The sequence below is a fragment of the Bacillus sp. SH7-1 genome, assembly GCF_008042405.1.
Classification (GTDB): domain Bacteria; phylum Bacillota; class Bacilli; order Bacillales; family Bacillaceae_G; genus Bacillus_A; species Bacillus_A thuringiensis_N.
In genome coordinates, this window is sequence record NZ_QNUD01000002.1 from 22,722 (window position 1) to 48,146 (window position 25,425).

Here is a 25,425-nt window from a genome sequence, read left to right on the forward strand (position 1 = left end):
CATGGCAGGACGCAAAGGTGGACGTGCGAAACGTCGTAAGGTGTGTTTCTTCACAGCTAACGGCATCACTCGCATTGACTATAAAGATGTTGATTTATTAAAACGTTTCGTTTCTGAGCGTGGTAAAATTTTACCTCGTCGTGTAACAGGAACAAGCGCGAAATACCAACGCAAACTTACAGTTGCAATTAAACGTGCTCGTCAAATGGCACTTTTACCATATGTTGGTGAATAATAGCGTATGAAATGCACAGTAGAGTCGGACTCTACTGTGCATTTTGCTATGCTTTTCTTTTTTTGAAAGAGAGGTTAGAGGATGAAAAATACGAAATTTATTACTGAGGGTGCAGCGTTGTTAGCGATATATGCAATGTTGCTACTTATATCTATGTATGTTCCGATTTTAGGTACAGTTGTAACGTTTGCGTTGCCATTGCCATTTATATTGCTAACGATAAGATATAAATTATCTAATGCCTTTGTAATTTTTACGGCGGCGCTTTTTATTACTGTTATTGTCAGTCAGCCGATGAACCTAGTGAAGACAACTATGTTTGGATTGATAGGTATCGTTTTAGGATCTATGTATAAAAAACGAAAAAAACCGGTAGAGATTTTGATGGCGGGGACGCTTGCATACTTAATTGGTATTATGCTCATTTATGTTGTGAGTATAAAGTTTTTTAACATAGATTTAATGAAGCAAATGCAAAATATGTTTAATGAAAGTATGGCACAAAGTGAAAAGATAGTCAGTGCTGCTGGTATGCCGATTAGTAAAGAACAAAAAGAGTTATTTGCACAAATGAATGATATGCTACAAACGTTATCTCCAAGTTTACTTGTAATGGTTTCTGCATGTTTTTCTTGGATCACAGTAATATTATCGGGCAGTGTTTTGAGAAAGTTAAAACACGATGTTATACCTTGGCCTAGATTTAAAGATATACAATTACCAAAGAGTATTGTTTGGTATTACGTTATATTTATTTTGTTATCAACTTTTATAAAAGTAGAACCGACATCATATTTACATATGGTATTTTCTAACCTATATGTCATATTTGCTTTACTACTCGTACTGCAAGGTCTGACATTTATCGCTTTTTTAGCGCATAGCAAAGGTTTTACGAAAGGGGTTCCTATTATTAGTTTTATTGTCTGCATGTTTATTCCGATGCTGTTTCCTCTTGTGACAATCTTAGGTATAATTGATTTAGGGATTTCATTGCGTTCTAAAATAGGAGGATGAAGTAATATTCCTTATACTATTTTAATCTGTTTAACTAACTGGAAGGTGAGTTAGTTTTACTTTATAGGAGTTGTATACATGCCTGAATTTTATAAGAAACAGTGGTTTTTATATCCTGTTTATGTATTGGCATTTTTCGTGTTTGTGCTCATTTCGATTCTCTGTTATTTTCATTTAATGATGGGGATAGCTGCCTTTTTTATTTTTTGTATCGTCCTTTTTGTTGTTGTACGATTTGAACTTACCTTTCAAAAGAATTTCGAAAAGCATACGACAGATATGATTACAAGGGTAAAGAAAGTAAGTAATGAGGCATTTAACCAAATGCCGATTGGTATTTTGTTATACAATAAGGATTATGGGATTGATTGGGCGAATCCTTATTTATCTTCATGTCTGGGACAGCATGCATTAGCTGGATGGCACCTTTATGATGTATCGGAAACGTTACTTCTTTTTATTAAAGGAGAAACTTCCGATGATATAGTTTCTTTAAATAATCGAAAGTTTCGTGTTTTTGTAAGGAAAGAAGAAAAGTTAATTTATTTCTTTGATGTAACGGAACAAACAGAAATTGAAAAGATGTATGAGGATCAACGTACTGTTTTGGCTGTCATTTATTTAGATAATTATGATGAAGTTACACAAGGTTTAGATGATCAATTACGTACGAATATAACAAGTCTTGTAACATCACGACTAAATGAATGGGCCGTTAAGTATGGGGCATATTTAAAACGTGCATCTTCAGAAAGATTCTTCGTTGTACTAAATGAAAGTATTTTAGCGCAGATGGAGAAAGGGAAATTTAGCATTTTAGATCAGGTGCGTGAAGAAACATCCAAAAGGAATATACCACTCACCTTAAGTGTAGGTGTTGGATCAGGTGATTTACCGTTATCAGAACTTGGGGCAATGGCTCAGTCCGGTTTAGACCTTGCGCTTGGACGTGGTGGAGATCAAGTAGCTATTAAACAGGCAACAGGTAAAGTTAAGTTTTATGGTGGTAAGACAAATCCGGTTGAAAAACGTACTCGCGTGCGTGCCAGAGTTATTTCGCATGCATTAAAGGATTTAGTATTAGAAAGTAGCAATGTCATTATAATGGGGCACAGGGCTCCTGATATGGACGCAATTGGTGCCGCGATTGGTATTTTAAAGGTAGCACAATTAAATGAGCGCAAAGGATATATTGTGCTAGATGAAAATGATTCTGATAAGGGAATTAAGCGTTTGATGGATAAAGTGAAACAAAACGAAGAGTTATGGTCTCACTTTATTACACCAGGACAAGCGATGGAATTTGCAAATGATGATTCTTTACTTGTTGTTGTTGATACGCATAAACCTTCAATGGTGATGGAAGAAAAGCTGTTACGCAAAATTGAAAATGTAGTTGTTATTGACCATCATCGCCGAGGAGAGGATTTTATTGAGGATCCATTGCTTGTTTACATGGAGCCCTATGCTTCTTCCACGGCAGAACTTGTTACAGAATTACTTGAATATCAACCGAAAAATTTAAAAATGACAATGTTAGAAGCAACGGCATTGTTAGCAGGTATTATCGTTGATACGAAAAGCTTTACATTCCGTACGGGTGCTCGTACGTTTGATGCTGCTTCTTATTTACGCTCACATGGTGCAGATACTGTACTTGTACAAGAGCTTCTAAAAGAAGATATGGATCAGTATTTACGGGTTGCAAAAGCTATTAAAAATGCGTACATTTATACAAATGGAATTGCGATTGCAAAGGTTGATAGTGATGATTACTATGATCAAGTGCTTATTGCGCAATCAGCGGACACGTTATTAACAATGACAGGAATTATTGCGTCATTTGTTATTGCAAAACGTGGCGAGAATTTCATTGGAATTAGCGGCAGGTCTTTAGGTGAAGTGAATGTGCAGCTAATTATGGAAAATTTAGGAGGTGGCGGGCATTTAACGAATGCAGCCACACAAATGAAAAATGTTACAGTAGATGAAGCTGAGGAGAAGCTTCGATTTGTTATTGATGACTATTTACAGGGAGGCACACAATCATGAAAGTAATTTTTCTAAAAGACGTAAAAGGTAAAGGGAAAAAAGGAGAAATAAAAAACGTACCAGATGGCTATGCAAATAACTTCTTACTAAAACAAGGATTAGCTGCTGAAGCGACAAATAGCAGTATGAAAACTTTAGAAGCTCAAAAACGTAAAGAAGAAAAAGATGCAGCAGCAGAGCTTGAAAGTGCAAAACAATTGAAAGAAACATTAGAGAAACTAACTGTAGAATTAAAGGCTAAATCTGGAGAAGGTGGCCGTCTATTCGGTTCAATTACAAGTAAACAAATCGTAGATGCAATGCAAAAATCACACAAGATTAAACTTGATAAGCGTAAATTTGAAATGGATGATGCAATTCGTGCATTAGGCTATACAAACGTTACTGTGAAATTGCATCCGCAAGTAACAGCAACAGTAAAAGTTCATGTTAGTGAACAATAAAAATAAGGTAAGCAAGGAGGATTGCGCATGAGTGATGTAATGGCTGATCGTACCCCTCCGCATAATATAGAAGCTGAGCAGGCCGTCTTAGGTGCTATATTGATTGATCAGGATGCGTTAACGTCAGCATCGGAACTATTGGTACCTGACTCATTTTATCGAACGAAACATCAAAAGATTTTTGAAGTCATGCTTGGGTTGTCTGATAAGGGAGAGCCAATTGACTTAGTAATGATGACGTCGGCGATGGCCGACCAAGGATTACTAGAAGAAGTTGGTGGGGTTTCTTACTTAGCAGAATTAGCAGAAGTTGTTCCGACTGCTGCTAACGTAGAGTATTATGCACGAATCATCGCTGAAAAAGCACTGTTACGTCGTTTGATTCGAACGGCGACTCATATCGTGTCTGATGGGTATGAGAGAGAAGATGATGTGGATGGCCTTTTAAATGAGGCTGAGAAAAAAATATTAGAAGTATCTCATCAAACAAATGCGAAAGCATTCCAAAATATTAAAGACGTTCTTGTAGATGCTTACGATAAAATCGAACTTTTGCATAATCAAAAAGGTGAAGTTACTGGGATACCAACTGGGTTTACTGAATTAGATAAGATGACGGCAGGGTTCCAGCGAAATGATTTAATCATCGTGGCGGCACGTCCATCGGTAGGGAAAACGGCATTTTCATTAAATATCGCACAAAATGTAGCGACAAAAACGGATGAAAATGTAGCGATTTTCAGTCTAGAGATGGGTGCTGATCAGCTTGTTATGCGTATGCTTTGTGCAGAAGGGAATATTGATGCGCAAAGGCTTCGTACCGGGTCATTAACTTCTGATGATTGGGCGAAGCTAACGATGGCAATGGGTAGCCTTTCTAATGCTGGTATCTATATTGATGATACGCCAGGGATTAAAGTAAATGAGATTCGAGCAAAATGTCGTAGATTAAAACAAGAACAGGGTCTTGGTATGATTTTGATTGACTACTTACAGCTTATTCAAGGAAGCGGGAAATCAGGAGAAAACCGTCAGCAGGAAGTATCTGAGATTTCGCGTACACTAAAAGGGATTGCGCGTGAATTACAGGTGCCTGTTATTGCCTTATCACAGTTATCTCGTGGTGTAGAATCTCGTCAAGATAAACGTCCGATGATGTCTGATATTCGTGAATCGGGGAGTATCGAGCAGGATGCTGATATTGTAGCCTTCTTATACCGTGAGGATTACTATGACCGAGAAACGGAAAATAAAAATACAATTGAAATTATTATTGCAAAGCAGCGTAACGGTCCCGTAGGCTCAGTAGAGCTGGCATTCGTTAAAGAGTTCAATAAGTTCGTTAACTTAGAACGACGCTTCGAGGATGGACATGCGCCGCCTGCATAAAGATAGTATAAAAAAGAAATGCATTTCTTATAATAAGATGTGTTTCTTTTTTTTTATAGGAAAGATAAGGCTTTCATAATGTAAAAATATAATTCTTACGAACGAAAATGTTTTTTAATAAAAAAATGTTCGCTTTTTGGTTGACTTCTTTTTCGGTTTTGGTACAATTATATTGTTTGAATAGATCGTTTGAAAATTGCGGAGGTGCTTTAATAATGTCTTCAGTAGTAGTTGTAGGAACACAATGGGGCGACGAAGGAAAAGGTAAAATCACTGATTTTCTTTCTGAGCATGCGGAAGTAGTTGCAAGATATCAAGGTGGAAATAACGCAGGACATACAATTGTTTTCGGCGGAGTTAAATATAAATTACACTTAATTCCATCTGGTATTTTCTATAAAGAAAAAATTTGTGTAATCGGAAACGGCTTAGTAGTAGATCCGAAAGCATTACTTGAAGAGTTAAAATACTTACACGATCGTGGTGTAAGTACTGATAATTTACGCGTAAGTAACCGTGCGCACGTTATTTTACCTTATCACTTAAAACAAGATGAGTTAGAAGAAGCAAGTAAAGGTGATGACAAAATCGGTACAACGAAAAAAGGTATCGGTCCTGCATATATGGATAAAGCTGCTCGTATTGGTATTCGTATGGCTGATCTTTTAGACCGTGAAGCATTTAAAGAGAAGCTTGAGCGCAATTTAGCACAAAAAAATCGTTTATTTGAAAAAATGTACGATACAGAAGGTTTCAGTGTAGAAGAAATCTTTGAAGAGTACTTCGAGTATGGACAACAAATCGCACAATATGTATGTGATACGTCTGTTGTATTAAATGATGCATTAGATAACAATCACCGTGTATTATTTGAAGGTGCACAAGGTGTTATGCTTGATATTGATCACGGTACGTACCCATTCGTTACATCTTCTAACCCAATTGCTGGTGGTGTAACAGTTGGAACTGGAGTTGGTCCTGCGAAAGTTACACGCGTTGTAGGTGTATGTAAAGCATATACAAGCCGCGTAGGTGATGGTCCATTCCCTACTGAGCTTAATGATGAAATTGGTCACCAAATTCGTGAAGTTGGTCGTGAGTATGGAACGACAACTGGTCGTCCACGCCGCGTAGGTTGGTTCGATAGCGTTGTTGTAAGACATGCACGTCGTGTTAGTGGTCTAACAGATCTATCATTAAATTCTATCGACGTTCTAACAGGTATTCCAACTCTTAAAATTTGTGTTGCTTACAAATATAATGGCGAAGTTATCGATGAAGTTCCAGCAAACTTAAACATTTTAGCTAAATGTGAGCCTGTATACGAAGAGCTTCCAGGTTGGACAGAAGATATTACTGGTGTAAAATCATTAGATGAGCTTCCTGAAAATGCACGAAAATACGTAGAACGTGTTTCTGAGTTAACAGGAATTCAATTATCTATGTTCTCAGTTGGACCAGATCGTAACCAAACAAATATCGTTCGTAACGTATACGAAGCTTAATTGATATTTTTAAGAAAAAACTCATGTCCGCATGAGTTTTTTCTTATCTTTTATAAAAAAAATAAAAAAATGTATTGCAAAAAACAAAGATAACATGTTATGATACATCTTGTCGTCACGAAAATATGACGTTGGTGAGTATGAGCCATTAGCTCAGTTGGTAGAGCATCTGACTTTTAATCAGAGGGTCGAAGGTTCGAGTCCTTCATGGCTCACCATTTTATTTTTCGTGGCCCGTTGGTCAAGTGGTTAAGACACCGCCCTTTCACGGCGGTAACACGGGTTCGAATCCCGTACGGGTCATGTTTTTTTTATGTTTATTTTTGGTCCCGTGGTGTAGTGGTTAACATGCCTGCCTGTCACGCAGGAGATCGCCGGTTCGACCCCGGTCGGGACCGCCACTTTTGTTTATACCACCATTAGTGGTTTTATATATAGTTTTGGCTCGGTAGCTCAGTCGGTAGAGCAGAGGACTGAAAATCCTCGTGTCGGCGGTTCGATTCCGTCCCGAGCCACTCTCAGGATATTAAGTGGGCCCACTTAATATCCTTTTTATTTGTGTAATTTTACAAAATTGAGTAGTTATTTTAAAATAGAATGAGGAGCCTCTAGCAGTTGAAGCTAGAGGTTTTTCTATAGATCGTATAGGATTCCGTGTAAAAGTGGATCATACATGAGTCTGTGAGAATAGAGGAGAAAGTACTTAAGCAAAAGATGCGGTCATATAGGGACATACTATGTAGACATCAATGTGTTTAGGGATATTGACCATATTTTTATAAGGAGGAAATAGACGATGATGGGAAAGAAAATTTTAGTAGTTGATGATGAAAAGCCGATTGCGGATATTTTGAAGTTCAATCTAGAAAAAGAAGGTTTTGAAATTGTAATGGCGCATGATGGTGATGAGGCGATTGAAAAAGCGAATGAAGAACAGCCAGATATGGTTTTATTAGATATTATGTTACCAGGTAAGGATGGCTTAGAGGTTTGCCGTGAAATACGTAAAAGCTCAGAAATGCCGATTATTATGCTTACGGCGAAGGATTCTGAAATTGATAAAGTATTAGGGCTTGAGCTTGGGGCAGATGATTATGTAACGAAGCCATTTAGTACGAGGGAATTGCTTGCTCGCGTGAAGGCTAACTTACGTCGCCATCAACAAGGCGGTGCTGCAGAAAAAGAAGAAAATACGGAAATGGTTATTGGACCAATTGTTATCAATCCAAATGCGTATAGTGTCACAAAACGTGAAGAAAATATTGAACTTACACATCGTGAATTTGAGTTACTACATTATTTAGCGAAACATTTAGGACAAGTTATGACACGCGAACATTTATTACAAACAGTTTGGGGTTATGACTATTTTGGAGATGTACGTACAGTGGATGTAACAGTGCGTCGTTTACGTGAAAAAATTGAAGATAATCCAAGTCATCCTACTTTAATTGTCACTAGACGTGGGGTAGGGTATTACTTGCGTGACCCAGAGCAGGAATAATATATGAAGAAAGTCGGTTTTTTTCAATCTATTCATTTAAAATTTGTACTCATATATATGCTATTAATATTGATAGCTATGCAAGTTATTGGGGTATATTTCGTAAGAGAGTTAGAAAAGAGTCTTGTACAAGGCTTTAGAGATTCTTTAACGCAGCAAACGAACTTATTATCGTATAACTTGAAACAAGAGTTTAAAAAAAGTTATACAAAAGCAGAGACAGAGTCCACAGATGAAACGATTAAAACTTCTATTCGAAAATTTGCCTCTGATCGAAAGAAAGATATCCAAGAGGTAAGTGTATTTGATTCGAATAGAAAACTGCTCGCTATTTCAGATGAGGCAAAGCAAAATAAGGTAAATAGAACATCAACTGATATAGCTGTTCAGCGGGTATTGGTACAAAAAAAGCCAGAAGTGAAAATTGAGAAGGATGGTCGTACAGGTCATCGTGTACAAGTTATGCTTACTCCGATTCTAGATGATAACGGCAAAGATCCACTTGGTGTTATTTACATTGTTGCATCTATGGAAGATGTTTATAAACAGATGAAGGATATTAATCAAATTTTTGCGACTGGAACCGTTATTGCATTACTCGTAACAGCTGTACTTGGAGTTTTATTAGCTCAAACGATTACGAGACCAATCTCAGATATGCGAAGACAAGCAATTGAAATGGCAAAGGGAAACTATTCAAGAAAAGTAAAAGTTCATAGCCATGATGAAATTGGACAATTAGCATTATCTTTCAATAATTTATCAAAAAAATTACAACAAGCTCGTTCTTCAACGGAAAGTGAAAGACGTAAATTGTCATCCGTTTTATCACATATGACAGATGGAGTAATTGCTACTGACCGAAAAGGGGACATTATTTTATTAAATGATCCTGCGGAAAAGATGCTAAATGTTTCGCGCGAAACGGCGCTCGATCAATCTGTTTTGGAAGTATTAGGGATACAAGAAGAATTTACGCTTGATCATTTATACGAAGAGCCTGATTCTGTGTTATTAGATTTTAGTACGAGAAATGAGCCATATATTTTACGCGCAAGTTTCTCTGTTATTCAAAAAGAGACAGGGAAAGCAAATGGTTTAATTGCTGTATTATATGATGTAACTGAGCAGGAGCGCATAGAAAGAGAACGCCGTGAGTTTGTAGCAAACGTCTCTCATGAACTAAGAACGCCATTAACGACAATGCGCAGTTATTTAGAGGCACTTACAGACGGTGCATGGCAAGATCCAAATATTGCACCGCAATTTTTAACAGTTACACAAGAAGAAACAGAAAGAATGATTAGACTTGTAAATGCGTTATTACAGCTATCTAAACTTGATAGTACAGAACATCGTTTAATGAAAGAATGGGTCGACTTTACTGACTTCTTTAATAACATTATTGATCGTTTTGAAATGTCTAAAGAGCAAAATGTAAGTTTCAAACGATCTTTCTCTAAAAAATCTCGATTTATTGATATGGATACGGATAAAATTACGCAAGTATTGTATAACATTATTTCGAATGCATTAAAGTATTCACCAGAGGGTGGAACAGTAACATATCGCTTACGTGATCGCGGGGAATTATTAGAGATTAGTGTAAGTGACCAAGGAATGGGTATTCCGAAAGAAAACGTCGATAAAATCTTTGAACGTTTTTATCGCGTAGATAAAGCGCGTTCAAGACAAATGGGTGGTACAGGACTTGGGTTAGCAATTGCGAAAGAAATGATTGAGGCACATGGTGGCTCGATTTGGGCGAAGAGTGAGGAAGGAAAAGGGACAACGATTTATTTCACTTTGCCAATGGCAGCGGATGAAGAGGACGATTGGGAATGAGTATGGAAAATGTTAAAACAATAGTTTTAATTAATTTAGTTGTAATTAGCCTATTTCTTACTTTTAACTTATGGACGTATGTGCCAGATTCCACGTCTATGCAAAACGCAAAATTTGTGCAGGGGAATGAAGGAACTACGCAAACTAAAATCGCTGATGTTGTCCGCCCTACTTCTATCATCGTGCATAAAGATAAAAATCATTACGGGAGCAAAAGAGAGGGAGATATAGAATCAATCTATAGACCTTTGGAAGCAGGGGAATTACATGGTTTCAAAGAGATATCGATTGCTAAGGCTGACTTCCTTTCTTATGTGCATGGTGAAGGGAAAATTGAACTTATTTTCCCTACCAACATCCCATTTGATGCAGTTAAATCTATGTTTAGTATGAAAGAAAAAAGTATAGATATGCCGAAACACTTTAATCGAATTATTCTCGATCCTTCTAGAAGTAGGGATCAGGAAATTAAAATTAATTTTGTTTCTGATGGTGATAACTCTAGAATATATGAAGCAAAATTAAGTGGTGTGTATTTAAAGGATATTGTAAATGCACAAAATCAATTTATAGTATCAGCGAAACCTTATTTTGACTATCAAATTAATGATATGAAAAAGCTATTTTTACCAGATGGAACGACAGAATTAAGTAATATAACATATATTTCATCTAATTTAGCGGTTGATACATTTAAGAATGCTCTTTTTAGTGATCCACGTTATTTAAGTCCGATTATCGAGCAATCGAAAGAAATATTTACAGATGGTATTAGGTCCATGGAGATTGAAAACGATCAGCATATGCTAAAGTATAAAAATTCTTCTGTTTCAAGTGAGAAAACGACAGATAATTTAATGCTTTTACAAAAAAGCTTTGATTTTGTAAATGGTCACAGTGGAAGCCTGGATTCATATCGTTTGGACTATATGAATAAAGGACAAACAGTATTCCGTTTACATGAAGATGGATATTCCGTATTCAATACAGATGGATTAGCTGAATTGAGGCAAGTATGGGGATCAGAAGAAGTAATGGAATATGAAAGACCATTGTTATCTTTAAATACGAAAGGTATGGAACAGAAGGTTACTCTTCCATCAGGACACGTTGTGATAGCATCTTTAGAAAATAATCCCGCTGTAGATAAGCGCTTCATTAAAGACATTGGTATTGGATACAAATTAGCACTAGACGGACAAGTAGCTCGACTACAGCCAATTTGGTATGTAAAGTTTGTTGAAGATGAAGCTGGCAAACAAAAAATATATGAGTGGAGTGAGGGAGGACTAAATGGATTGGGATCGGATTAAAACCATATTTATTGTGACCTTTTTTGTTTTGGACCTCTTTCTCATCTTTCAATTCATTCAAAAGCAAGATAGTAATCAATTGGAGCTTATTGCAGAAACAAAGATAGATCAAGAATTAAAAGCAAACAAAATTACTATGGGTAATTTCCCTAAAGAACCGAAAAAAGAGTCGTTTATTAGAGCAGAAAACAAGGCATTTAAAGAAGAAGATGTACAGTCTTTAAAAAATCAAACAGCGCATATACAAAATATGTACAAGATAGAAAGTAAGCTAAAAGAGCCCTTTTTAAATACAAAATCATTATCCAAAGATAAGTATAATGATTTTTTGAAGAACTATGTATTGGATGGACAAAAGTATGAGTTTGGGGCGATGAAAGACTCTAAAATTTACTTCTTCCAAAAATATAAAGATAAGCCTATTTTCTATAACGAACAGGCAATGATTGTCGTGGAGTTAAATGAAAAAAATGAACTTGTGTCTTACACGCAGACGATGCTAACTGATTTAAAAGAAATGGGCGAAAGTGAAAAAACGAAACAGCAAGAAATTATTACTGCCCAAACGGCTTTAGAAAACCTGTATTTAAAAAATAAAGTTCATGGGAATACACATGTAAAAGAAGCACAAATTGGTTATGCCACCCTTACCGCATCTACTTCTAATAACCAAGTACTGGCTCCAACATGGAATTTAAAAACGGAGCAGAAGCAGGACTTCTTTGTAAATGCAATTGAAGGACAAGTTATGGAATTAGGTGAAAGGGAAAATCAAGTGGTTGATGAACATACTGGAGTGAGAAAGAATGGGGTTGCATTTTAGCGTACTTGCAAGTGGAAGTACAGGGAATATGCTATATGTAGGAACAGATGAAAAAAAATTACTCGTCGATGCAGGTTTAAGTGGTAAAGCAACAGAGGCTTTATTTAAACAGGCAGAACTAAATATAAATGATGTATCAGGTATTCTTGTAACGCATGAACATAGTGATCATATTAAAGGATTAGGTGTATTGGCACGTAAATATGATTTACCTGTTTATGCAAATGAGAAAACATGGAATGCAATGGAACATTTAATAGGAAATATTCCAACTGAGCAAAAGTTCATTTTCTCAGTTGGGGATGTGAAAACATTCGGTGATATTGAGGTCGAGTCATTTGGGGTTTCTCATGATGCGGCAGAGCCGATGTTCTATGCCTTTCATAACAATAATAGAAAGTTAGCCCTTATTACAGATACGGGATACGTAAGTGACCGTATGAAAGGTGTGATTAAGGGGGCGAATGCTTTCGTGTTTGAAAGTAATCATGACGTGGAAATGCTTCGTATGGGGCGTTATCCATGGAGTATTAAGCGACGTATTTTAAGTGATGTAGGTCACGTTTGTAATGAAGATGCTGCGTTAGCGATGGCGGATGTAATTACAGATGAGACAAAACATATTTATTTAGCCCATTTAAGTTTAGATAACAACATGAAAGAACTAGCGCGTATGTCAGTATCACAAGTATTAGAGGAAAAAGGATTTGGAGTGGGAGAAGCTTTTGAAATTCACGATACAGATCCAAAAATGCCTACAAAAATTCAATACGTATAATTCTTCATTTTAGTAAACAATAAAGGTGAATATAGTTGTTTTCAGGAAGATGGGTGAACAAATATGTCCTTTATTGATGAAGAAAATTATCGTATGAAACGTGCAAAGAAAAAGAAGCATAAAGGTATTGTTATTTCTAGCATAGCAGGAACAATTGTAGGAGCTTCGTTATTTGCATTTGGAGCTCCTTTATTTTCAAATGATGGGGGCGCGCTTCCGCAAGCTGAAGCAAGTGGAAGTAATATGGCCGAAGCTCAAGGTATTAAACAGATTAGCTTTGTAGATGCTGTTGATCGTGCGTCTGAAGCCGTTGTTGGCGTTATTAATATCCAACGAGATAATTTTTCAGAGGCAGATTCAGAAGCTGGTACAGGATCGGGTGTAATTTATAAAAAGGCAGATGGCCAAGCTTATATTGTAACAAATAATCATGTTGTTGCTGGAGCAAATCGTATTGAAGTAAGTTTAAGTGACGGTAAGAAGGTTCCAGGAAAAGTATTAGGAACCGATGTAGTCACAGATTTGGCTGTACTAGAAATTGATGCAAAGCATGTGAAAAAGGTAATTGAAATTGGCGATTCTAACACTGTTCGTAGAGGAGAACCAGTCATTGCGATTGGAAATCCACTCGGGCTGCAATTTTCTGGGACTGTCACACAAGGCATTATTTCGGCTAATGAACGTATTGTCCCTGTAGATTTAGATCAAGACGGACATTATGATTGGCAAGTAGAAGTATTGCAAACAGACGCGGCAATTAATCCGGGTAATAGTGGTGGTGCACTTGTAAATGCGGCAGGTCAATTAATTGGTATTAACTCGATGAAAATTGCAGCAAAAGAAGTGGAAGGCATTGGACTAGCTATTCCTGTTACTAGAGCTGTTCCGATTATGAATGAGCTGGAGAAGTACGGAAAAGTAAGGCGACCGTATGTTGGAATTGAACTTAGATCATTAAATGAAATTCCAAATTATTATTGGTCAAAAACATTGCATTTACCAGGCAATGTAACAGAGGGAGTTTGTATTTTAGATGTGAAAAGTCCTTCACCAGGTGCAGATGCTGGTTTACGAGAACACGATGTCATTGTAGCAGTAGATGGAAAACCGGTTCGCGATATTATCGGATTCCGTACGGCCTTATATGATAAAAAAATTAATGATAAAATGACTCTTACGTTTTATCGTGGTACAAAACGAGCAACAACAACGGTTAAACTAGGCATTCAAAAGTATTAAAAACAGGAGGGCCTACCTCCTGTTTTCTATTGTAGAAAAGTGAGGTGAAGAATATGAATTTACCTTGTTGTTTAGAACATGTTGAATTAGCTTTAGATATTATTGTGGATGAGTGTGAAGTTGCGCCAGTTATTAACAATGTGGATAACTCAGAAAAAGAGAAAAAAACATGTGAATTTTGTCAAAATGAGGCGACATATGTTGTATCGAACACAGATTCTCACACAATATGTGGGTAACAATTGTGGATATGTGGATAAGTTATGTGGATAACATGTTTGTAAGGTGGGGAATAAGTGTGAATATCTCGATTATTTCAATTGGGAAATTAAAAGAAAAATATTTAAAACAAGGTATAGCAGAATACTTAAAAAGATTATCTGCATACGCAAAAGTAGAAGTAATTGAATTGCCAGATGAAAAGGCACCAGAAAATTTAAGTGAAGCAGAAATGTTAATTGTAAAAGAAAAAGAAGGTATACGTATACTGGATAAAATTTCTGATGATACGCACGTGATTGCATTAGCGATAGAAGGTAAGCAAAAATCATCAGAAGAATTTGCGGTAAGTTTAGATCGTCTTGCTACATATGGAAAGAGTAAAGTTGCATTCGTAATTGGTGGATCACTTGGATTAAGTTCAGAAGTAATGAAGCGTTCAAATGAATCTCTTTCTTTTTCAAAAATGACATTACCACACCAATTAATGAGATTAGTATTGCTTGAGCAAGTGTATAGAGCATTTCGTATTAATCGTGGGGAACCGTATCATAAATAAAATTACTTTTTGTATATAAAAAGAGTAAAAAAGACCATTGGACAAAAATCACCGATGGTCTTTTACATATTAATAGGTGGTATATAGATTTCCTAAAATAAGTATGTTTCTATTTCTAAAAAAGTGTGATGTAATATGAAGAGGAAAAAAGTATAAGTAGTCATAGAAGTGAGGAATTAAAGGTGAAGAAGTTTAAGAAATTTTACTTGGAGATTACGAGTGTATGTAATCTTGCGTGCAGCTTTTGTCCGCCGACGGAAAGGCAGAAGCAATTCATTTCTGTGGAGGATTTTGCTAAAAGATTAGACCAAATTAAACCTCACACAGACTACATTTATTTGCACGTAAAGGGTGAGCCGTTGCTACACCCGAAAATAGATCAACTGTTAGATTTAAGCCATGAAAAAGGGTTTAAAGTTAATATTACAACGAACGGAACGTTAATTAATAAGAGAAGGCATAGACTGTTAAATAAGCCTGCTTTAAGACAAATGAATTTTTCATTGCATAGTTTTGATGGACATCCAGGTTCACAAGATAAAGAAGGATATGTAAGAAGTATACTTTCCTTCATTAGAGAGGCCACAAGTCAATCGGATTTAATTGTTTCACTTAGATTATGGAATTTAACGCAGGATAATAAAACAAATGCTGAAATCCAGAAAAATAGAGAGTTATTATCTATCATTGAAAATGAGTTTGATTTATCTTATCAAATTGAAGAGAAGCTTACACCAGGAAAAGGTATAAAAATTGCGGAACGTGTCTTTATTAATCAAGACTATGAATTCCAGTGGCCAGCATTGCATGAAGAAGAGGATGATGGAAAAGGATTCTGTCATGGTCTTCGAAATCAAGCGGGTATTTTAGCGAACGGAACGGTTATTCCTTGTTGTTTAGATGGCGAGGGAATTATTAACCTTGGGAACATTAATAATGATTCATTTTCTAACATTATAGAAGGTGAGAGAGCAACAAACATTGTCGATGGATTTTCGAAAAGAGTTGCAGTCGAAGAGCTATGTAGAAAATGTGGCTACCGTAAAAGATTTGGAAAGTAAATATGAAATAAGCCCTCATAAAGCGAGGGCTTATTTTTTTATTCTTGATAAGAGCGCTCTAATTCATCGATTAAGGAACCGACGTAAGAAACAGCCCTGCGGATTGCATCTGGTTTTGACATATCTACTCCGGCGTGTTTCATTAATTCAAGTGGTTTCATCGTACCACCAGCGCGAAGTACATCTAACCAGCGATCAACGGCAGGTTGTCCTTCCTCTTTTATCATTTGAGCTACGGCAGTGGATGCAGTGAGGCCTGCGGAATAGGTGTAAGAATATAAGCCCATATAATAATGAGGTTGACGCATCCAAGTTAAGCCAGCGCCTTCGTCAATTTCTACAGAATCACCCCAGAATGTCGAAAGTACATTTGTTTTTATTTCAGTTAAAGTTGTGGCTGTAAGTGCTTCTCCTTCTTCTGCTAGCGTGTACACTCTTCTTTGGTATTCTCCCTCAAGTAAGTGAGTAACAAAGTTGTGATAATATGTGCCGAGTAGTTGCAGAATTACCCATCTGTGCATTCTCTTATCGTCAGTAGTCGCTAATAAATGCTGGGCTAATAATAATTCATTCATTGTAGATGGTGCTTCAACAAAGTACATAGATGGACGTACATTCATAATACGCTGGTTTTTATTTGCTAAATAAAAATGACCAGCATGCCCAAATTCATGGGCTAATGTGAAGCATCCACGCATCGTATTTTGCCATGTAATTAAAATGTATGGATGGGAACCATACGGGCTTGAACAAAATGCTCCAGTTGATTTGCCTACGTTATCTGCAAGATCGACCCATCTTTCTTTGAATCCTTTTTCGATAATGGAACTATATTCATCGCCGAGTACTTGTAAAGAGTCTTGAATAAGTTTTCCAGCTTCTTCGTAAGTAATTGCCGGATTAAATTCGGGATCTAAAGGTGCATGTAAGTCGCAGAACAGTATTTGATCGAGTCCTAATACTCTCTTTTTTAAATCTGCAAAACGGCGCATATGAGGCGCTAATTCTTTATAAATAATATCAAGTTGATTGTTATACATTTCAAGTGGGACTTTTTGTGGTTCTAAAAGCATATGAGTAACAGATTCAAATTTGCGTAAACGAGAAAGTGTTACTTGTTTTTTTACTTCAGTCGCATATGTTGTTGCCACGGTATTTTTATATCGTTTCAAGGTGGAAATAAATGATGAGTATGCTTTTCTACGTATGTCTACGCTTGGAGAAAACTCATATTTGCTCTCAAATAATGCAAATGAGACAGGGAGTTCCTTTCCTTGTTCGTCTTGTATGGAGGTAAAATCCATATCGGCTAATTTAGTCATACCGTAAATTTTGTATGGAGAACTATGTACTTCGCCAAGCGCAGCAAGAACCTCTTCTGTTTCAGGAGAGAGCGTGTGCGGCCTTTTTTGCAGTATGTCTAGTAATGATTTACGGAAAGGTTCAAGTTTTGTTTCTTCAGTTAAATATTTTTCAATTGTGCCTTCATCGAATGAGAGGATTTCATTGTGAATAAAGGATAGTGCAGTATGTACTTTCGTCCATAAAGCAGCAATTTTGGAAGAGTTTGCTTGAATAACTGGATTTGTACGATCAGTAGATTCTTTTAAATTTGCATAGGAGTATAGTTTTGTTAACTTCATTAAAAGCTCTTCTTCTAAAAGTAGGCAATGTAATAATGTAGTGGGGCTATTGTGTAATTGCCCTTTAAACGCATCAAGTTTTTTTATATCATCTGTTAATACACGTAATGCAGTTTCCCACTCTTTATCAGATTCGTATAAATCAGAGAGGTCCCATGTTAGTTCAGTAGGAACTTCTGCACGAATATGGCGTTTCTCAATTACATCTTTCATTTATTATATCCCCCTTATTATAAGTATCTAAAAACATGATACTAGAAAATTCAGTAAAATGAAAATATTTAACATTTTTATATATGAAAAGAAGGACAAGTATAAAAATACTTGTCCTTCGAGTTAAATTTTAAAATTAATATACTTTATCACCGTTGAAAATAGAGTTTTTCACAACTACATAATCCACAGTACGAATTGAGTCTAATTTTGTTCCACCAGCGTAAGAGATAGAAGATTGAAGATCTTGTTCCATTTCGATTAAAGTGTCTTCTAAAGAACCTTTATGCTCAACGAACATTTTCTTACCTTCAACATTTTTCTTCTCACCCTTTTGGAATTCAGAAGCTGAACCGAAGTACTCTTTATAAAGTTTGCCGTCTTTTTCGATTGTTTCCCCTGGAGACTCTTCGTGACCAGCGAATAGAGAACCGATCATAACCATAGTCGCCCCAAATCGAATAGATTTAGCTACATCGCCGTGTGTACGAATACCACCGTCAGCGATAATTGGCTTACTTGCAGCTTTTGCACACCAGCGAAGTGCAGCTAGTTGCCAACCGCCAGTTCCAAAGCCTGTTTTAATTTTAGTAATACAAACTTTACCAGGTCCAATACCAACTTTTGTTGCGTCAGCACCAGCGTTTTCTAATTCTCTTACCGCTTCTGGAGTTCCAACGTTTCCAGCGATAACGAAGCTTTCTGGTAAATGCTTTTTAATATGTTGAATCATGTTGATTACAGCATTAGAATGTCCATGCGCGATATCAATCGTGATGTATTCAGGCGTAAGGTGCTCAGCAGCTAATTGTTGTACGAATTCATACTCGTCCTCTTTTACACCAACGCTAATAGAAGCGATTAATCCACGTGATTGCATATCTCTAATGAATGAGATTCGTTTCTCTGGTTGGAAACGATGCATGATATAGAAGTAATTATTTTCAGCTAAATAAGTTGCAATTCTTTCATCAATAATCGTTTGCATGTTTGCAGGTACGACAGGTAATTTAAATTTATGTTTTCCTAAAGTGACAGTTGTATCACATTCAGAGCGGCTATTTACAATGCATTTTGCAGGAATTAATTGAATATCTTCATAGTCGAATACGTTTTCCATCATTTACACCCCTAAAATACGAATATTTTATTAAGTTTGTTTAAAAATGTTCGTCCAAAAGATAATTTACATTATTTTCACTCATAAGTCAAAGGTTTTCATGTTTATATTTGAAAATTAAAGTTTACCCACATACTTTGTCGGTTCTTGTAATAAAAATGTGTTTAAACATAGTATTATTTGATGTAAAATTATGTTTGGAAAATAAAAGTTAAAGAGGGAATTTTAGGAGGAGTACTAATGAAGCGTCTAGTATATATGGATTGGTTGCGAGTATTAGCGACAATCGCAGTTGTTACAATTCACGTTTCTGCTGGTTATGTTTCTGTTTTAGATGCAAATAATGCTTCACGCTGGATGGCTGGTAATTTATTTGAATCGATTTCACGTGCGAGTGTTCCGATTTTTGTAATGATTAGTGGGGCTTTATTGTTAAAAGGGACAAAGGATATTTCAGTCGGGGAATTTTTACAGAAGCGCGCAAGTAAAGTGATTATACCTTTTGTAGCTTGGAGCGCTATATTTTATGCATATGGAGCCTATGCAGGGTATTTTCCAGCATCTTTAAAGCAAGGGGTAAAGCACTTTTTAACGGATACTATTGGGGGACATTTATGGTTCTTATACATGATTGTAGGGATATATTTAATTACACCGCTACTGAAAATCTTTGTGAAGAACGCTAAAAAAAGAGAGATAGAATACTTTTTAATTTTATGGCTATATGCGTCTGTTGTAGTCAATTTAGTTAAATATTATTATCCTATCAACTTTAATATTGAATTATTTTACGTTACAAATTATGTAGGGTATTTCTTACTTGGTTATTATCTATCTAATTTTGATATTTCAAAAAAATGGAGAAATATTTCTTACATTGGAGGATTCGTAGGATTTATTAGTACATTCTTTATTACGTATTACTATACAGTAAAAGCAAATGGGCAGTTAGAGCAGTTTTGGTATGGATATTTTGCGCCAGGTGTCGTACTAATGGCGATTGGATTATTTATATTTTTTAAATATGCATTCCAAAAATCAGAACGAGAATTACCATTGTTATTCCGTTTTATAAATCAAGCAAGCCTTGGAATCTATATTCTTCACTTCTTCTTATTAAATAACTTGTTGTACATGGTTTTCCCTAAGGTGAATGAGCGTGTGCATGCAATATTGGCGATACCTATTAATGTAACGATTACAATTGTTCTTAGTATGGTAATTACGTTAGTATTGCAAAGAATACCAGTTGTGAAAAAACTAGTTCCGTAAAAAATGAATATGGTATAGATAGGGCAGACTTATTATTAAGGCTGCCCTTTACTATTTTAAAATTATACTTAGATAAATTTAAGTTTAAACGAATTAAAAACAGTGGATTAATATAGTATCTTACTATAGTCTAAAGTGAGGTATGAAGAACATAATAGGTTAAATATAAAATCAAATGAGGTTAATATATGAGTAAAAAAAGTTTTAGTAATTATGCATTAAGTAAAGAGATAAGACGAGCACTTACTGGTTTAGGATATGAGCATCCAACAGAAGTGCAAGGAGAGGTTATCCCAGTTGCATTGCAAAAGAAGGATCTTGTTGTAAAGTCGCAAACGGGAAGTGGAAAAACGGCTTCGTTCGGTATACCACTTTGTGAAATGGTAGAGTGGGAAGAGAATAAACCACAAGCGTTAGTTTTAACACCAACGAGGGAACTTGCTGTTCAAGTAAAAGAAGATATTACGAATATAGGGCGATTCAAGAGAGTTAAAGCTGCTGCAATTTATGGGAAATCCCCATTTGCACGTCAAAAATTAGAGTTAAAGCAAAAGACGCATATTGTAGTAGGGACTCCAGGACGTGTATTGGATCATATTGAAAAAGGGACCCTTTCTTTAGAGCGGTTAAAATATTTAGTGATTGATGAAGCAGATGAAATGCTAAACATGGGCTTTATCGATCAAGTAGAGGCAATTATTGATGAATTACCTACAAAAAGAATGACAATGCTATTTTCAGCAACCTTACCGGAAGATGTTGAAAGGTTATCCCGTACATATATGAATGCACCAACTCATATTGAAATTAAGGCGGCTGGGATTACAACAGATAAAATTGAACATACCCTTTTTGAAGTAAGAGAAGAAGAGAAACTTTCACTTCTTAAGGATGTAACCACGATTGAAAATCCAGACAGTTGCATTATTTTCTGTCGTACACAAGAAAACGTAGATCATGTATATAGACAGCTAAAACGAGTTAATTATCCTTGTGACAAAATACACGGTGGTATGGTACAGGAAGATCGTTTTGAAGTGATGGATGATTTTAGAAAAGGAAAGTTCCGTTATTTAGTAGCAACGGATGTAGCTGCGAGAGGAATTGATATTGATAATATTACACATGTTATTAATTATGATATTCCATTAGAGAAAGAAAGCTATGTACACCGTACAGGAAGAACAGGACGAGCTGGTAATAGCGGAAAGGCCATTACATTTATAACGCCTTATGAAGATCGATTTTTAGAGGAGATTGAGGCGTACATCGGTTTTGCAATTCCGAAGGCACACGCACCTTCAAAAGAAGAAGTTATAAAAGGGAAAGCTGCATTTGAAGAAAAAATACACGCTAAACCAATGATCAAGAAGGATAAGAATGCGGATATAAATAAAGGAATTATGAAATTATACTTTAATGGCGGAAAGAAAAAGAAAATTAGAGCGGTGGATTTCGTCGGTACAATTGCTAAAATTCAAGGTGTTTCCGCTGAAGATATAGGCATTATTACAATACAGGATAATGTTTCTTATGTTGAAATATTAAACGGAAAAGGACCACTTGTTTTAAAGGTTATGAGAAATACAACGATAAAAGGTAAGCAATTGAAAGTTCATGAGGCAAATAAGTAAACAAAAAAACTATCCACTTTAATAGGTGGATAGTTTTTTTGTTTAAGATCCTTTTAAATCATCGACTAACTTCTCTGCTAAACGTCTATACATATTACTCATGTTCACTAAGGAGTTTAGTAATAGAAACTTTTCTAGTTTTGGATCTTCTAAGGAAGAAATCTCACTTACTTCTGAAACACGGTTATTTACATCTTGTTTAAAGCTTTCGACGTTGTTTTCGGTAAGAGTAAGATAATCTTTATATAGCGTATTTAATTCGAATGAATCATCGCTTAATAAGGATTCATTTATATGTTCTAAGGAACTTTTTATGTCATTAATGGAAAGAGCCCCTTTTAATTGATAAATTAAACTGATTAAAATCATATGCTCTTTTGAGTATTTTTTATTTTTGATTGGAATAAACAATTTACCTTTTGCATAATTGTTAATCATTGTTTTTGTTAATACCTTTTCATCATCGGTTCTTGTTGTATCCGTATAAGTATTTTCAAATAGTTGGACAACCTGGTCTACATACAAATCGACATTTGGAATGTCTTCCAGTGTAATATTTTTTTCTAAATGTAATGTTTCAAGCAATTTATTTATATTTTCCACGTAGAACCCCTCACTTTTATAACTTAGTGGAGCATAATGTTTAGTTTATCTCTAAATATGGTATTACGAAACAAATGAATTGTAAATGTTGACCTCTAATAATAATGTGTATATAATTACATATAGTTATTAAAACTACATGTAATTATATGAGGAGTGTTTATATGAATGCTTATATAAGAGAACCGGTTAATGCTTTTACCCATTTTGGAGGAGCTATATTATCATTTATTGCATTACTAGCTATGCTTGTAAAAGTTTCTATTAAGATGCCATCTTTTGCGGCAATTACAGCTGTTATTTTGTTTGGCATCGGAATGATGGTTCTGTATACGGCATCAGCTGTATATCATAGTGTTGTAGCCAGTGAACGTGTTATTTATTTCTTTAGGAAGCTTGATCACTCTATGATTTTTATATTGATTGCAGGTACATATGCACCATTTTGTTTAATTACATTACATTCCGCACACGGTTTATTATTATTTTGTTTAGTTTACGCAACTGCCGTTTGTGGTATTGTTTTTAAAATGTTTTGGTTCAATTGCCCGAGATGGTTATCAACAGCAATTTATATTACAATGGGCTGGTTAATTGTTCTGTTCTTTGCGCCATTAGCTGCTAACTTAAGTACAGGAGGTATGGTGCTCCTAGTGCTTGGAGGTATTTTTTATACAATTGGTGGATTTATTTATGGAACAAAGCCAAAATGGTTAGAGTTTAACCATTTGGGGCATCATGAAATTTTTCACGTTTTCGTGTTATTGGGAAGCCTTGCCCACTTTTTAAGTGTATATTGCTATGTAATTTAACAATATAAAATTTCCGATTGATTTTTATTTTTCTCGATTAATAAAAAAAGATATAGACACATATGTATGTTGAAGAGTTGCATAACGTAAAGGTTATGTGGCTCTTTTTTATATAAATAATAATCGAAAATAATTTTTAGAATTATCAGTCTTTTTATGGTAGGATATATGTGTATTGAGGTTATAAAATTTTATAATTAATAATTAGTGGGGGACTATATATATGGCGATACTTATAACGGGTGGAGCAGGATATATTGGTAGTCATACATGTATAGAATTATTAAATAATAATTATAAAATTATAGTTGTAGATAATCTTTCAAATAGTTCAATCGAGTCCTTAAACCGAGTAAAAGAAATAACAGGAAAACAATTTGAATTTTATAAAGAAAGTGTTTTAAATCGTGAAAAAATGAATGAGATTTTTTTGGAAAATAACATTGAAGCAGTTATACATTTTGCTGGATTCAAAGCAGTGGGGGAATCGACTACAATTCCGCTTACATATTATTATAATAATATAATAAGTACAATCATACTATGTGATGTGATGCAGACACATAATGTTAAAAATTTTATTTTTAGTTCATCTGCAACTGTATATGGAATTCCAAAAACATCACCAATTACAGAAGAATTTCCGCTGAGTGTGACAAATCCGTATGGACAAACAAAATTAATGATTGAGCAAATTATGCGTGATGTAGCAAAAGCTGATGATGAATGGAGTATTGCGTTACTTCGTTATTTTAATCCATTTGGAGCACATCAAAGTGGCCGTATTGGTGAAGATCCAAATGGGATTCCGAATAATTTAATGCCATATGTAACGCAGGTAGCCATAGGTAAGTTAAAAGAGCTAAATATATTCGGAAACGATTATCCAACGAAAGATGGGACGGGTGTCCGTGATTATATCCACGTTGTTGACCTTGCAAAAGGGCATGTAAAGGCACTTGAGAAAGTACTTAAGACGAAAGGAATCGAAGCGTATAATCTTGGCACAGGTAAAGGGTATAGTGTATTGGAGATGGTAAAGGCTTTTGAGAAGATTTCGGGTAAAAAGATACCTTATAAAGTGATAGGACGTCGTCCTGGTGATGTAGCAATCTGTTTTGCTGATGTATCTAAAGCGAAACGAGAATTAGGATGGGAAGCGGAATATGGGTTAGAAGAGATGTGTGTAGATTCTTGGAGATGGCAAGTAAATAATAAAAATGGATATCAGATGATTTAAGATAGTTAGTAAAGTATTCTCTTATTCTTTTATGTATACAATAAATTGTAATCTTTATTATGTTGCTTGAAATCGGTAATATGTTCACTTTAGGAAAGAGAACATATTACTGATCATAGCGTTTGAACAGCAATTTGTTCTATATCAATTTTAGATACTGGAAAGAACTATTAATGAATGCGAACAAGTTGTTTATGATACACCGTATTACCTTCTTGGCTTGTATAAGGCGGTACGCTTCGTCCGAAACAATTTGCAATAATATTGGAGTGAGTAGGATAAGAAATACGAATTTCATACAAATTAATAGCTTCATCTAAATTAGCATAAAATACTGCTAGATTGTTGCCTTGTAAAAGGTATGGAAATTCTACAACTGTATCTCCACTAATGAGTACAGGTAATTTTACAGGACTAGAATAGTTAGACCAATCCCAAACCTCTATATTTATATAGTGTGCATAATATGCATCTAAATTTACAATGTTTATTACTGCTGAAACTGTTGCAGGCTCTCTTGTTAATACACCTGTTGAATGAATAACAGCTTGATGTGGATAATGAAGAGGCATAAATATCAGACCTTTCTAATTTAATATGATTGTACAATATTCTATGCAGATGATTGATAGAATGAAATAGGGAAAGTGTATCATTCTATTAATTTTTTATAGAAATAAAAAACGTAATATTGAATAATATTCCAATACTTGTATCATTGGTAAAGTGCGTTTATAATCAAATAATCATTAGCTTTTTGATTGAATTACGTATTATTGAAAGCGTTTTTATTATGTGATACATTTCGATGGGCATGATTACTGTATGACATGTATCGAAAGGATTTTTTTATTGTTTTTTAAGGTAGGAAGTCTGACTTATATTCGGAAAAACTTTGTATGTAGT

The 25,425-nt window shown here is 35.3% G+C and carries 23 protein-coding genes and 4 tRNA genes; 23 read left to right on the plus strand and 4 right to left on the minus strand.

What is annotated here, in order from left to right:
- Position 1: 1 nt before the first annotated feature.
- From rpsR to DN390_RS00410, 19 genes are all read left to right on the plus strand, one after another.
- Positions 2-235 carry a 30S ribosomal protein S18 gene (gene rpsR, locus DN390_RS00320; RefSeq protein ID WP_000918873.1) on the plus strand — a complete coding sequence of 78 codons (234 nt, stop codon included), beginning with the start codon at positions 2-4 and terminating at the stop codon, positions 233-235.
- Positions 236-316: 81 nt separating this feature from the next.
- Positions 317-1,252 (plus strand): YybS family protein, encoded by a 936-nt coding sequence (locus DN390_RS00325; RefSeq protein ID WP_060633063.1) that lies wholly within the window; start codon positions 317-319, stop codon positions 1,250-1,252.
- 78 nt (positions 1,253-1,330) lie between these two features.
- On the plus strand, positions 1,331-3,304 hold the full coding sequence (locus DN390_RS00330; RefSeq protein ID WP_016085351.1) for a DHH family phosphoesterase: 1,974 nt from the start codon (positions 1,331-1,333) through the stop codon (positions 3,302-3,304).
- Positions 3,301-3,747, plus strand: a complete 447-nt coding sequence (gene rplI, locus DN390_RS00335) for a 50S ribosomal protein L9 (protein ID WP_060633062.1) — start codon at positions 3,301-3,303, stop codon at positions 3,745-3,747. Before DN390_RS00330 ends, rplI begins: the two co-directional genes overlap by 4 nt.
- A gap of 27 nt (positions 3,748-3,774) precedes the next feature.
- Positions 3,775-5,136 carry a replicative DNA helicase gene (gene dnaB / locus DN390_RS00340; RefSeq protein ID WP_001286244.1) on the plus strand — a complete coding sequence of 454 codons (1,362 nt, stop codon included), beginning with the start codon at positions 3,775-3,777 and terminating at the stop codon, positions 5,134-5,136.
- Between the two features lie 215 nt (positions 5,137-5,351).
- Positions 5,352-6,641 (plus strand): adenylosuccinate synthase, encoded by a 1,290-nt coding sequence (locus DN390_RS00345; RefSeq protein WP_060633061.1) that lies wholly within the window; start codon positions 5,352-5,354, stop codon positions 6,639-6,641.
- A 142-nt stretch (positions 6,642-6,783) separates the two neighbouring features.
- Positions 6,784-6,859: transfer RNA gene (locus tag DN390_RS00350), tRNA-Lys, on the plus strand.
- Positions 6,860-6,872: 13 nt separating this feature from the next.
- Positions 6,873-6,944 (plus strand) — tRNA-Glu (locus DN390_RS00355).
- Between the two features lie 22 nt (positions 6,945-6,966).
- Positions 6,967-7,042 (plus strand) — tRNA-Asp (locus tag DN390_RS00360).
- A gap of 41 nt (positions 7,043-7,083) precedes the next feature.
- Positions 7,084-7,156 (plus strand) — tRNA-Phe (locus DN390_RS00365).
- A 281-nt stretch (positions 7,157-7,437) separates the two neighbouring features.
- Positions 7,438-8,145 (plus strand): cell wall metabolism DNA-binding response regulator WalR, encoded by a 708-nt coding sequence (walR, locus tag DN390_RS00370; protein ID WP_000971865.1) that lies wholly within the window; start codon positions 7,438-7,440, stop codon positions 8,143-8,145.
- 3 nt (positions 8,146-8,148) lie between these two features.
- On the plus strand, positions 8,149-9,990 hold the full coding sequence (walK, locus tag DN390_RS00375) for a cell wall metabolism sensor histidine kinase WalK (RefSeq protein WP_060633060.1): 1,842 nt from the start codon (positions 8,149-8,151) through the stop codon (positions 9,988-9,990).
- Positions 9,987-11,303, plus strand: coding sequence for a YycH family regulatory protein (locus tag DN390_RS00380; RefSeq protein WP_147806344.1), 1,317 nt, complete (start codon positions 9,987-9,989; stop codon positions 11,301-11,303). Before walK ends, DN390_RS00380 begins: the two co-directional genes overlap by 4 nt.
- Positions 11,284-12,126 (plus strand): two-component system regulatory protein YycI, encoded by an 843-nt coding sequence (locus tag DN390_RS00385; protein ID WP_060633058.1) that lies wholly within the window; start codon positions 11,284-11,286, stop codon positions 12,124-12,126. The genes DN390_RS00380 and DN390_RS00385 overlap by 20 nt, the downstream gene beginning before the upstream one ends.
- Positions 12,110-12,904, plus strand: a complete 795-nt coding sequence (locus DN390_RS00390) for an MBL fold metallo-hydrolase (protein ID WP_000522836.1) — start codon at positions 12,110-12,112, stop codon at positions 12,902-12,904. The genes DN390_RS00385 and DN390_RS00390 overlap by 17 nt, the downstream gene beginning before the upstream one ends.
- Before the next feature lie 63 nt (positions 12,905-12,967).
- Positions 12,968-14,143: a S1C family serine protease gene (locus DN390_RS00395; RefSeq protein ID WP_097951330.1), complete on the plus strand. Its 1,176-nt coding sequence runs from the start codon at positions 12,968-12,970 to the stop codon at positions 14,141-14,143.
- Positions 14,144-14,196: 53 nt separating this feature from the next.
- Positions 14,197-14,382 carry a CxxH/CxxC protein gene (locus DN390_RS00400; RefSeq protein ID WP_001052827.1) on the plus strand — a complete coding sequence of 62 codons (186 nt, stop codon included), beginning with the start codon at positions 14,197-14,199 and terminating at the stop codon, positions 14,380-14,382.
- A gap of 59 nt (positions 14,383-14,441) precedes the next feature.
- Positions 14,442-14,921: a 23S rRNA (pseudouridine(1915)-N(3))-methyltransferase RlmH gene (gene rlmH / locus DN390_RS00405; protein ID WP_001027003.1), complete on the plus strand. Its 480-nt coding sequence runs from the start codon at positions 14,442-14,444 to the stop codon at positions 14,919-14,921.
- A 182-nt stretch (positions 14,922-15,103) separates the two neighbouring features.
- Complete coding sequence (locus tag DN390_RS00410; RefSeq protein ID WP_000713633.1) at positions 15,104-15,982, plus strand: radical SAM/SPASM domain-containing protein; 879 nt, start codon at positions 15,104-15,106, stop codon at positions 15,980-15,982.
- A 38-nt stretch (positions 15,983-16,020) separates the two neighbouring features.
- Here the strand turns inward: DN390_RS00410 and pepF are convergent, their stop codons facing one another.
- Both pepF and guaC read right to left on the minus strand, forming a co-directional pair.
- Positions 16,021-17,838, minus strand: a complete 1,818-nt coding sequence (pepF, locus tag DN390_RS00415; RefSeq protein WP_147806345.1) for an oligoendopeptidase F — start codon at positions 17,836-17,838, stop codon at positions 16,021-16,023.
- A 136-nt stretch (positions 17,839-17,974) separates the two neighbouring features.
- The gene (guaC, locus tag DN390_RS00420; RefSeq protein ID WP_000432434.1) at positions 17,975-18,958 is read right to left on the minus strand and encodes a GMP reductase; all 984 of its coding nucleotides are present in this window, start codon (positions 18,956-18,958) and stop codon (positions 17,975-17,977) included.
- Positions 18,959-19,198: 240 nt separating this feature from the next.
- Between guaC and DN390_RS00425 the strand changes: the two genes are divergently transcribed.
- Together DN390_RS00425 and dbpA are read left to right on the plus strand one after the other, a co-directional pair.
- On the plus strand, positions 19,199-20,230 hold the full coding sequence (locus DN390_RS00425) for an acyltransferase (protein ID WP_097951332.1): 1,032 nt from the start codon (positions 19,199-19,201) through the stop codon (positions 20,228-20,230).
- A gap of 188 nt (positions 20,231-20,418) precedes the next feature.
- Entirely contained in the window at positions 20,419-21,864 is a 1,446-nt protein-coding gene (gene dbpA / locus DN390_RS00430; protein WP_147806346.1) for an ATP-dependent RNA helicase DbpA, read from the plus strand.
- A gap of 42 nt (positions 21,865-21,906) precedes the next feature.
- Here the strand turns inward: dbpA and DN390_RS00435 are convergent, their stop codons facing one another.
- Entirely contained in the window at positions 21,907-22,467 is a 561-nt protein-coding gene (locus tag DN390_RS00435) for a DUF1836 domain-containing protein (RefSeq protein ID WP_060633054.1), read from the minus strand.
- 164 nt (positions 22,468-22,631) lie between these two features.
- Here DN390_RS00435 and trhA point away from each other — a divergent pair, with 164 nt between their 5' ends.
- Both trhA and galE read left to right on the plus strand, forming a co-directional pair.
- Positions 22,632-23,279 (plus strand): PAQR family membrane homeostasis protein TrhA, encoded by a 648-nt coding sequence (trhA, locus tag DN390_RS00440; protein WP_147806347.1) that lies wholly within the window; start codon positions 22,632-22,634, stop codon positions 23,277-23,279.
- A gap of 223 nt (positions 23,280-23,502) precedes the next feature.
- Positions 23,503-24,519 carry a UDP-glucose 4-epimerase GalE gene (galE, locus tag DN390_RS00445; protein WP_098608588.1) on the plus strand — a complete coding sequence of 339 codons (1,017 nt, stop codon included), beginning with the start codon at positions 23,503-23,505 and terminating at the stop codon, positions 24,517-24,519.
- 170 nt (positions 24,520-24,689) lie between these two features.
- Here the strand turns inward: galE and DN390_RS00450 are convergent, their stop codons facing one another.
- Positions 24,690-25,091, minus strand: a complete 402-nt coding sequence (locus DN390_RS00450; RefSeq protein WP_147806348.1) for a hypothetical protein — start codon at positions 25,089-25,091, stop codon at positions 24,690-24,692.
- Between the last annotated feature and the right edge of the window lie 334 nt (positions 25,092-25,425).

Bases quoted from the DNA above. Each gene is read 5' to 3' on its own strand.
- rplI (WP_060633062.1), top strand. From the start codon at position 3,301: ATGAAAGTAATTTTTCTAAAAGACGTAAAAGGTAAAGGGAAAAAAGGA.
- dbpA (WP_147806346.1), top strand. From the start codon at position 20,419: ATGAGTAAAAAAAGTTTTAGTAATTATGCATTAAGTAAAGAGATAAGA.
- galE (WP_098608588.1), top strand. From the start codon at position 23,503: ATGGCGATACTTATAACGGGTGGAGCAGGATATATTGGTAGTCATACA.
- walK (WP_060633060.1), top strand. From the start codon at position 8,149: ATGAAGAAAGTCGGTTTTTTTCAATCTATTCATTTAAAATTTGTACTC.
- DN390_RS00395 (WP_097951330.1), top strand. From the start codon at position 12,968: ATGTCCTTTATTGATGAAGAAAATTATCGTATGAAACGTGCAAAGAAA.
- DN390_RS00345 (WP_060633061.1), top strand. From the start codon at position 5,352: ATGTCTTCAGTAGTAGTTGTAGGAACACAATGGGGCGACGAAGGAAAA.
- DN390_RS00385 (WP_060633058.1), top strand. From the start codon at position 11,284: ATGGATTGGGATCGGATTAAAACCATATTTATTGTGACCTTTTTTGTT.
- DN390_RS00390 (WP_000522836.1), top strand. From the start codon at position 12,110: ATGGGGTTGCATTTTAGCGTACTTGCAAGTGGAAGTACAGGGAATATG.
- walR (WP_000971865.1), top strand. From the start codon at position 7,438: ATGATGGGAAAGAAAATTTTAGTAGTTGATGATGAAAAGCCGATTGCG.
- DN390_RS00425 (WP_097951332.1), top strand. From the start codon at position 19,199: ATGAAGCGTCTAGTATATATGGATTGGTTGCGAGTATTAGCGACAATC.
- DN390_RS00380 (WP_147806344.1), top strand. From the start codon at position 9,987: ATGAGTATGGAAAATGTTAAAACAATAGTTTTAATTAATTTAGTTGTA.
- guaC (WP_000432434.1), bottom strand. From the start codon at position 18,958: ATGGAAAACGTATTCGACTATGAAGATATTCAATTAATTCCTGCAAAA.
- DN390_RS00325 (WP_060633063.1), top strand. From the start codon at position 317: ATGAAAAATACGAAATTTATTACTGAGGGTGCAGCGTTGTTAGCGATA.
- pepF (WP_147806345.1), bottom strand. From the start codon at position 17,838: ATGAAAGATGTAATTGAGAAACGCCATATTCGTGCAGAAGTTCCTACT.
- DN390_RS00450 (WP_147806348.1), bottom strand. From the start codon at position 25,091: ATGCCTCTTCATTATCCACATCAAGCTGTTATTCATTCAACAGGTGTA.
- trhA (WP_147806347.1), top strand. From the start codon at position 22,632: ATGAATGCTTATATAAGAGAACCGGTTAATGCTTTTACCCATTTTGGA.
- DN390_RS00330 (WP_016085351.1), top strand. From the start codon at position 1,331: ATGCCTGAATTTTATAAGAAACAGTGGTTTTTATATCCTGTTTATGTA.
- DN390_RS00400 (WP_001052827.1), top strand. From the start codon at position 14,197: ATGAATTTACCTTGTTGTTTAGAACATGTTGAATTAGCTTTAGATATT.
- dnaB (WP_001286244.1), top strand. From the start codon at position 3,775: ATGAGTGATGTAATGGCTGATCGTACCCCTCCGCATAATATAGAAGCT.
- rpsR (WP_000918873.1), top strand. From the start codon at position 2: ATGGCAGGACGCAAAGGTGGACGTGCGAAACGTCGTAAGGTGTGTTTC.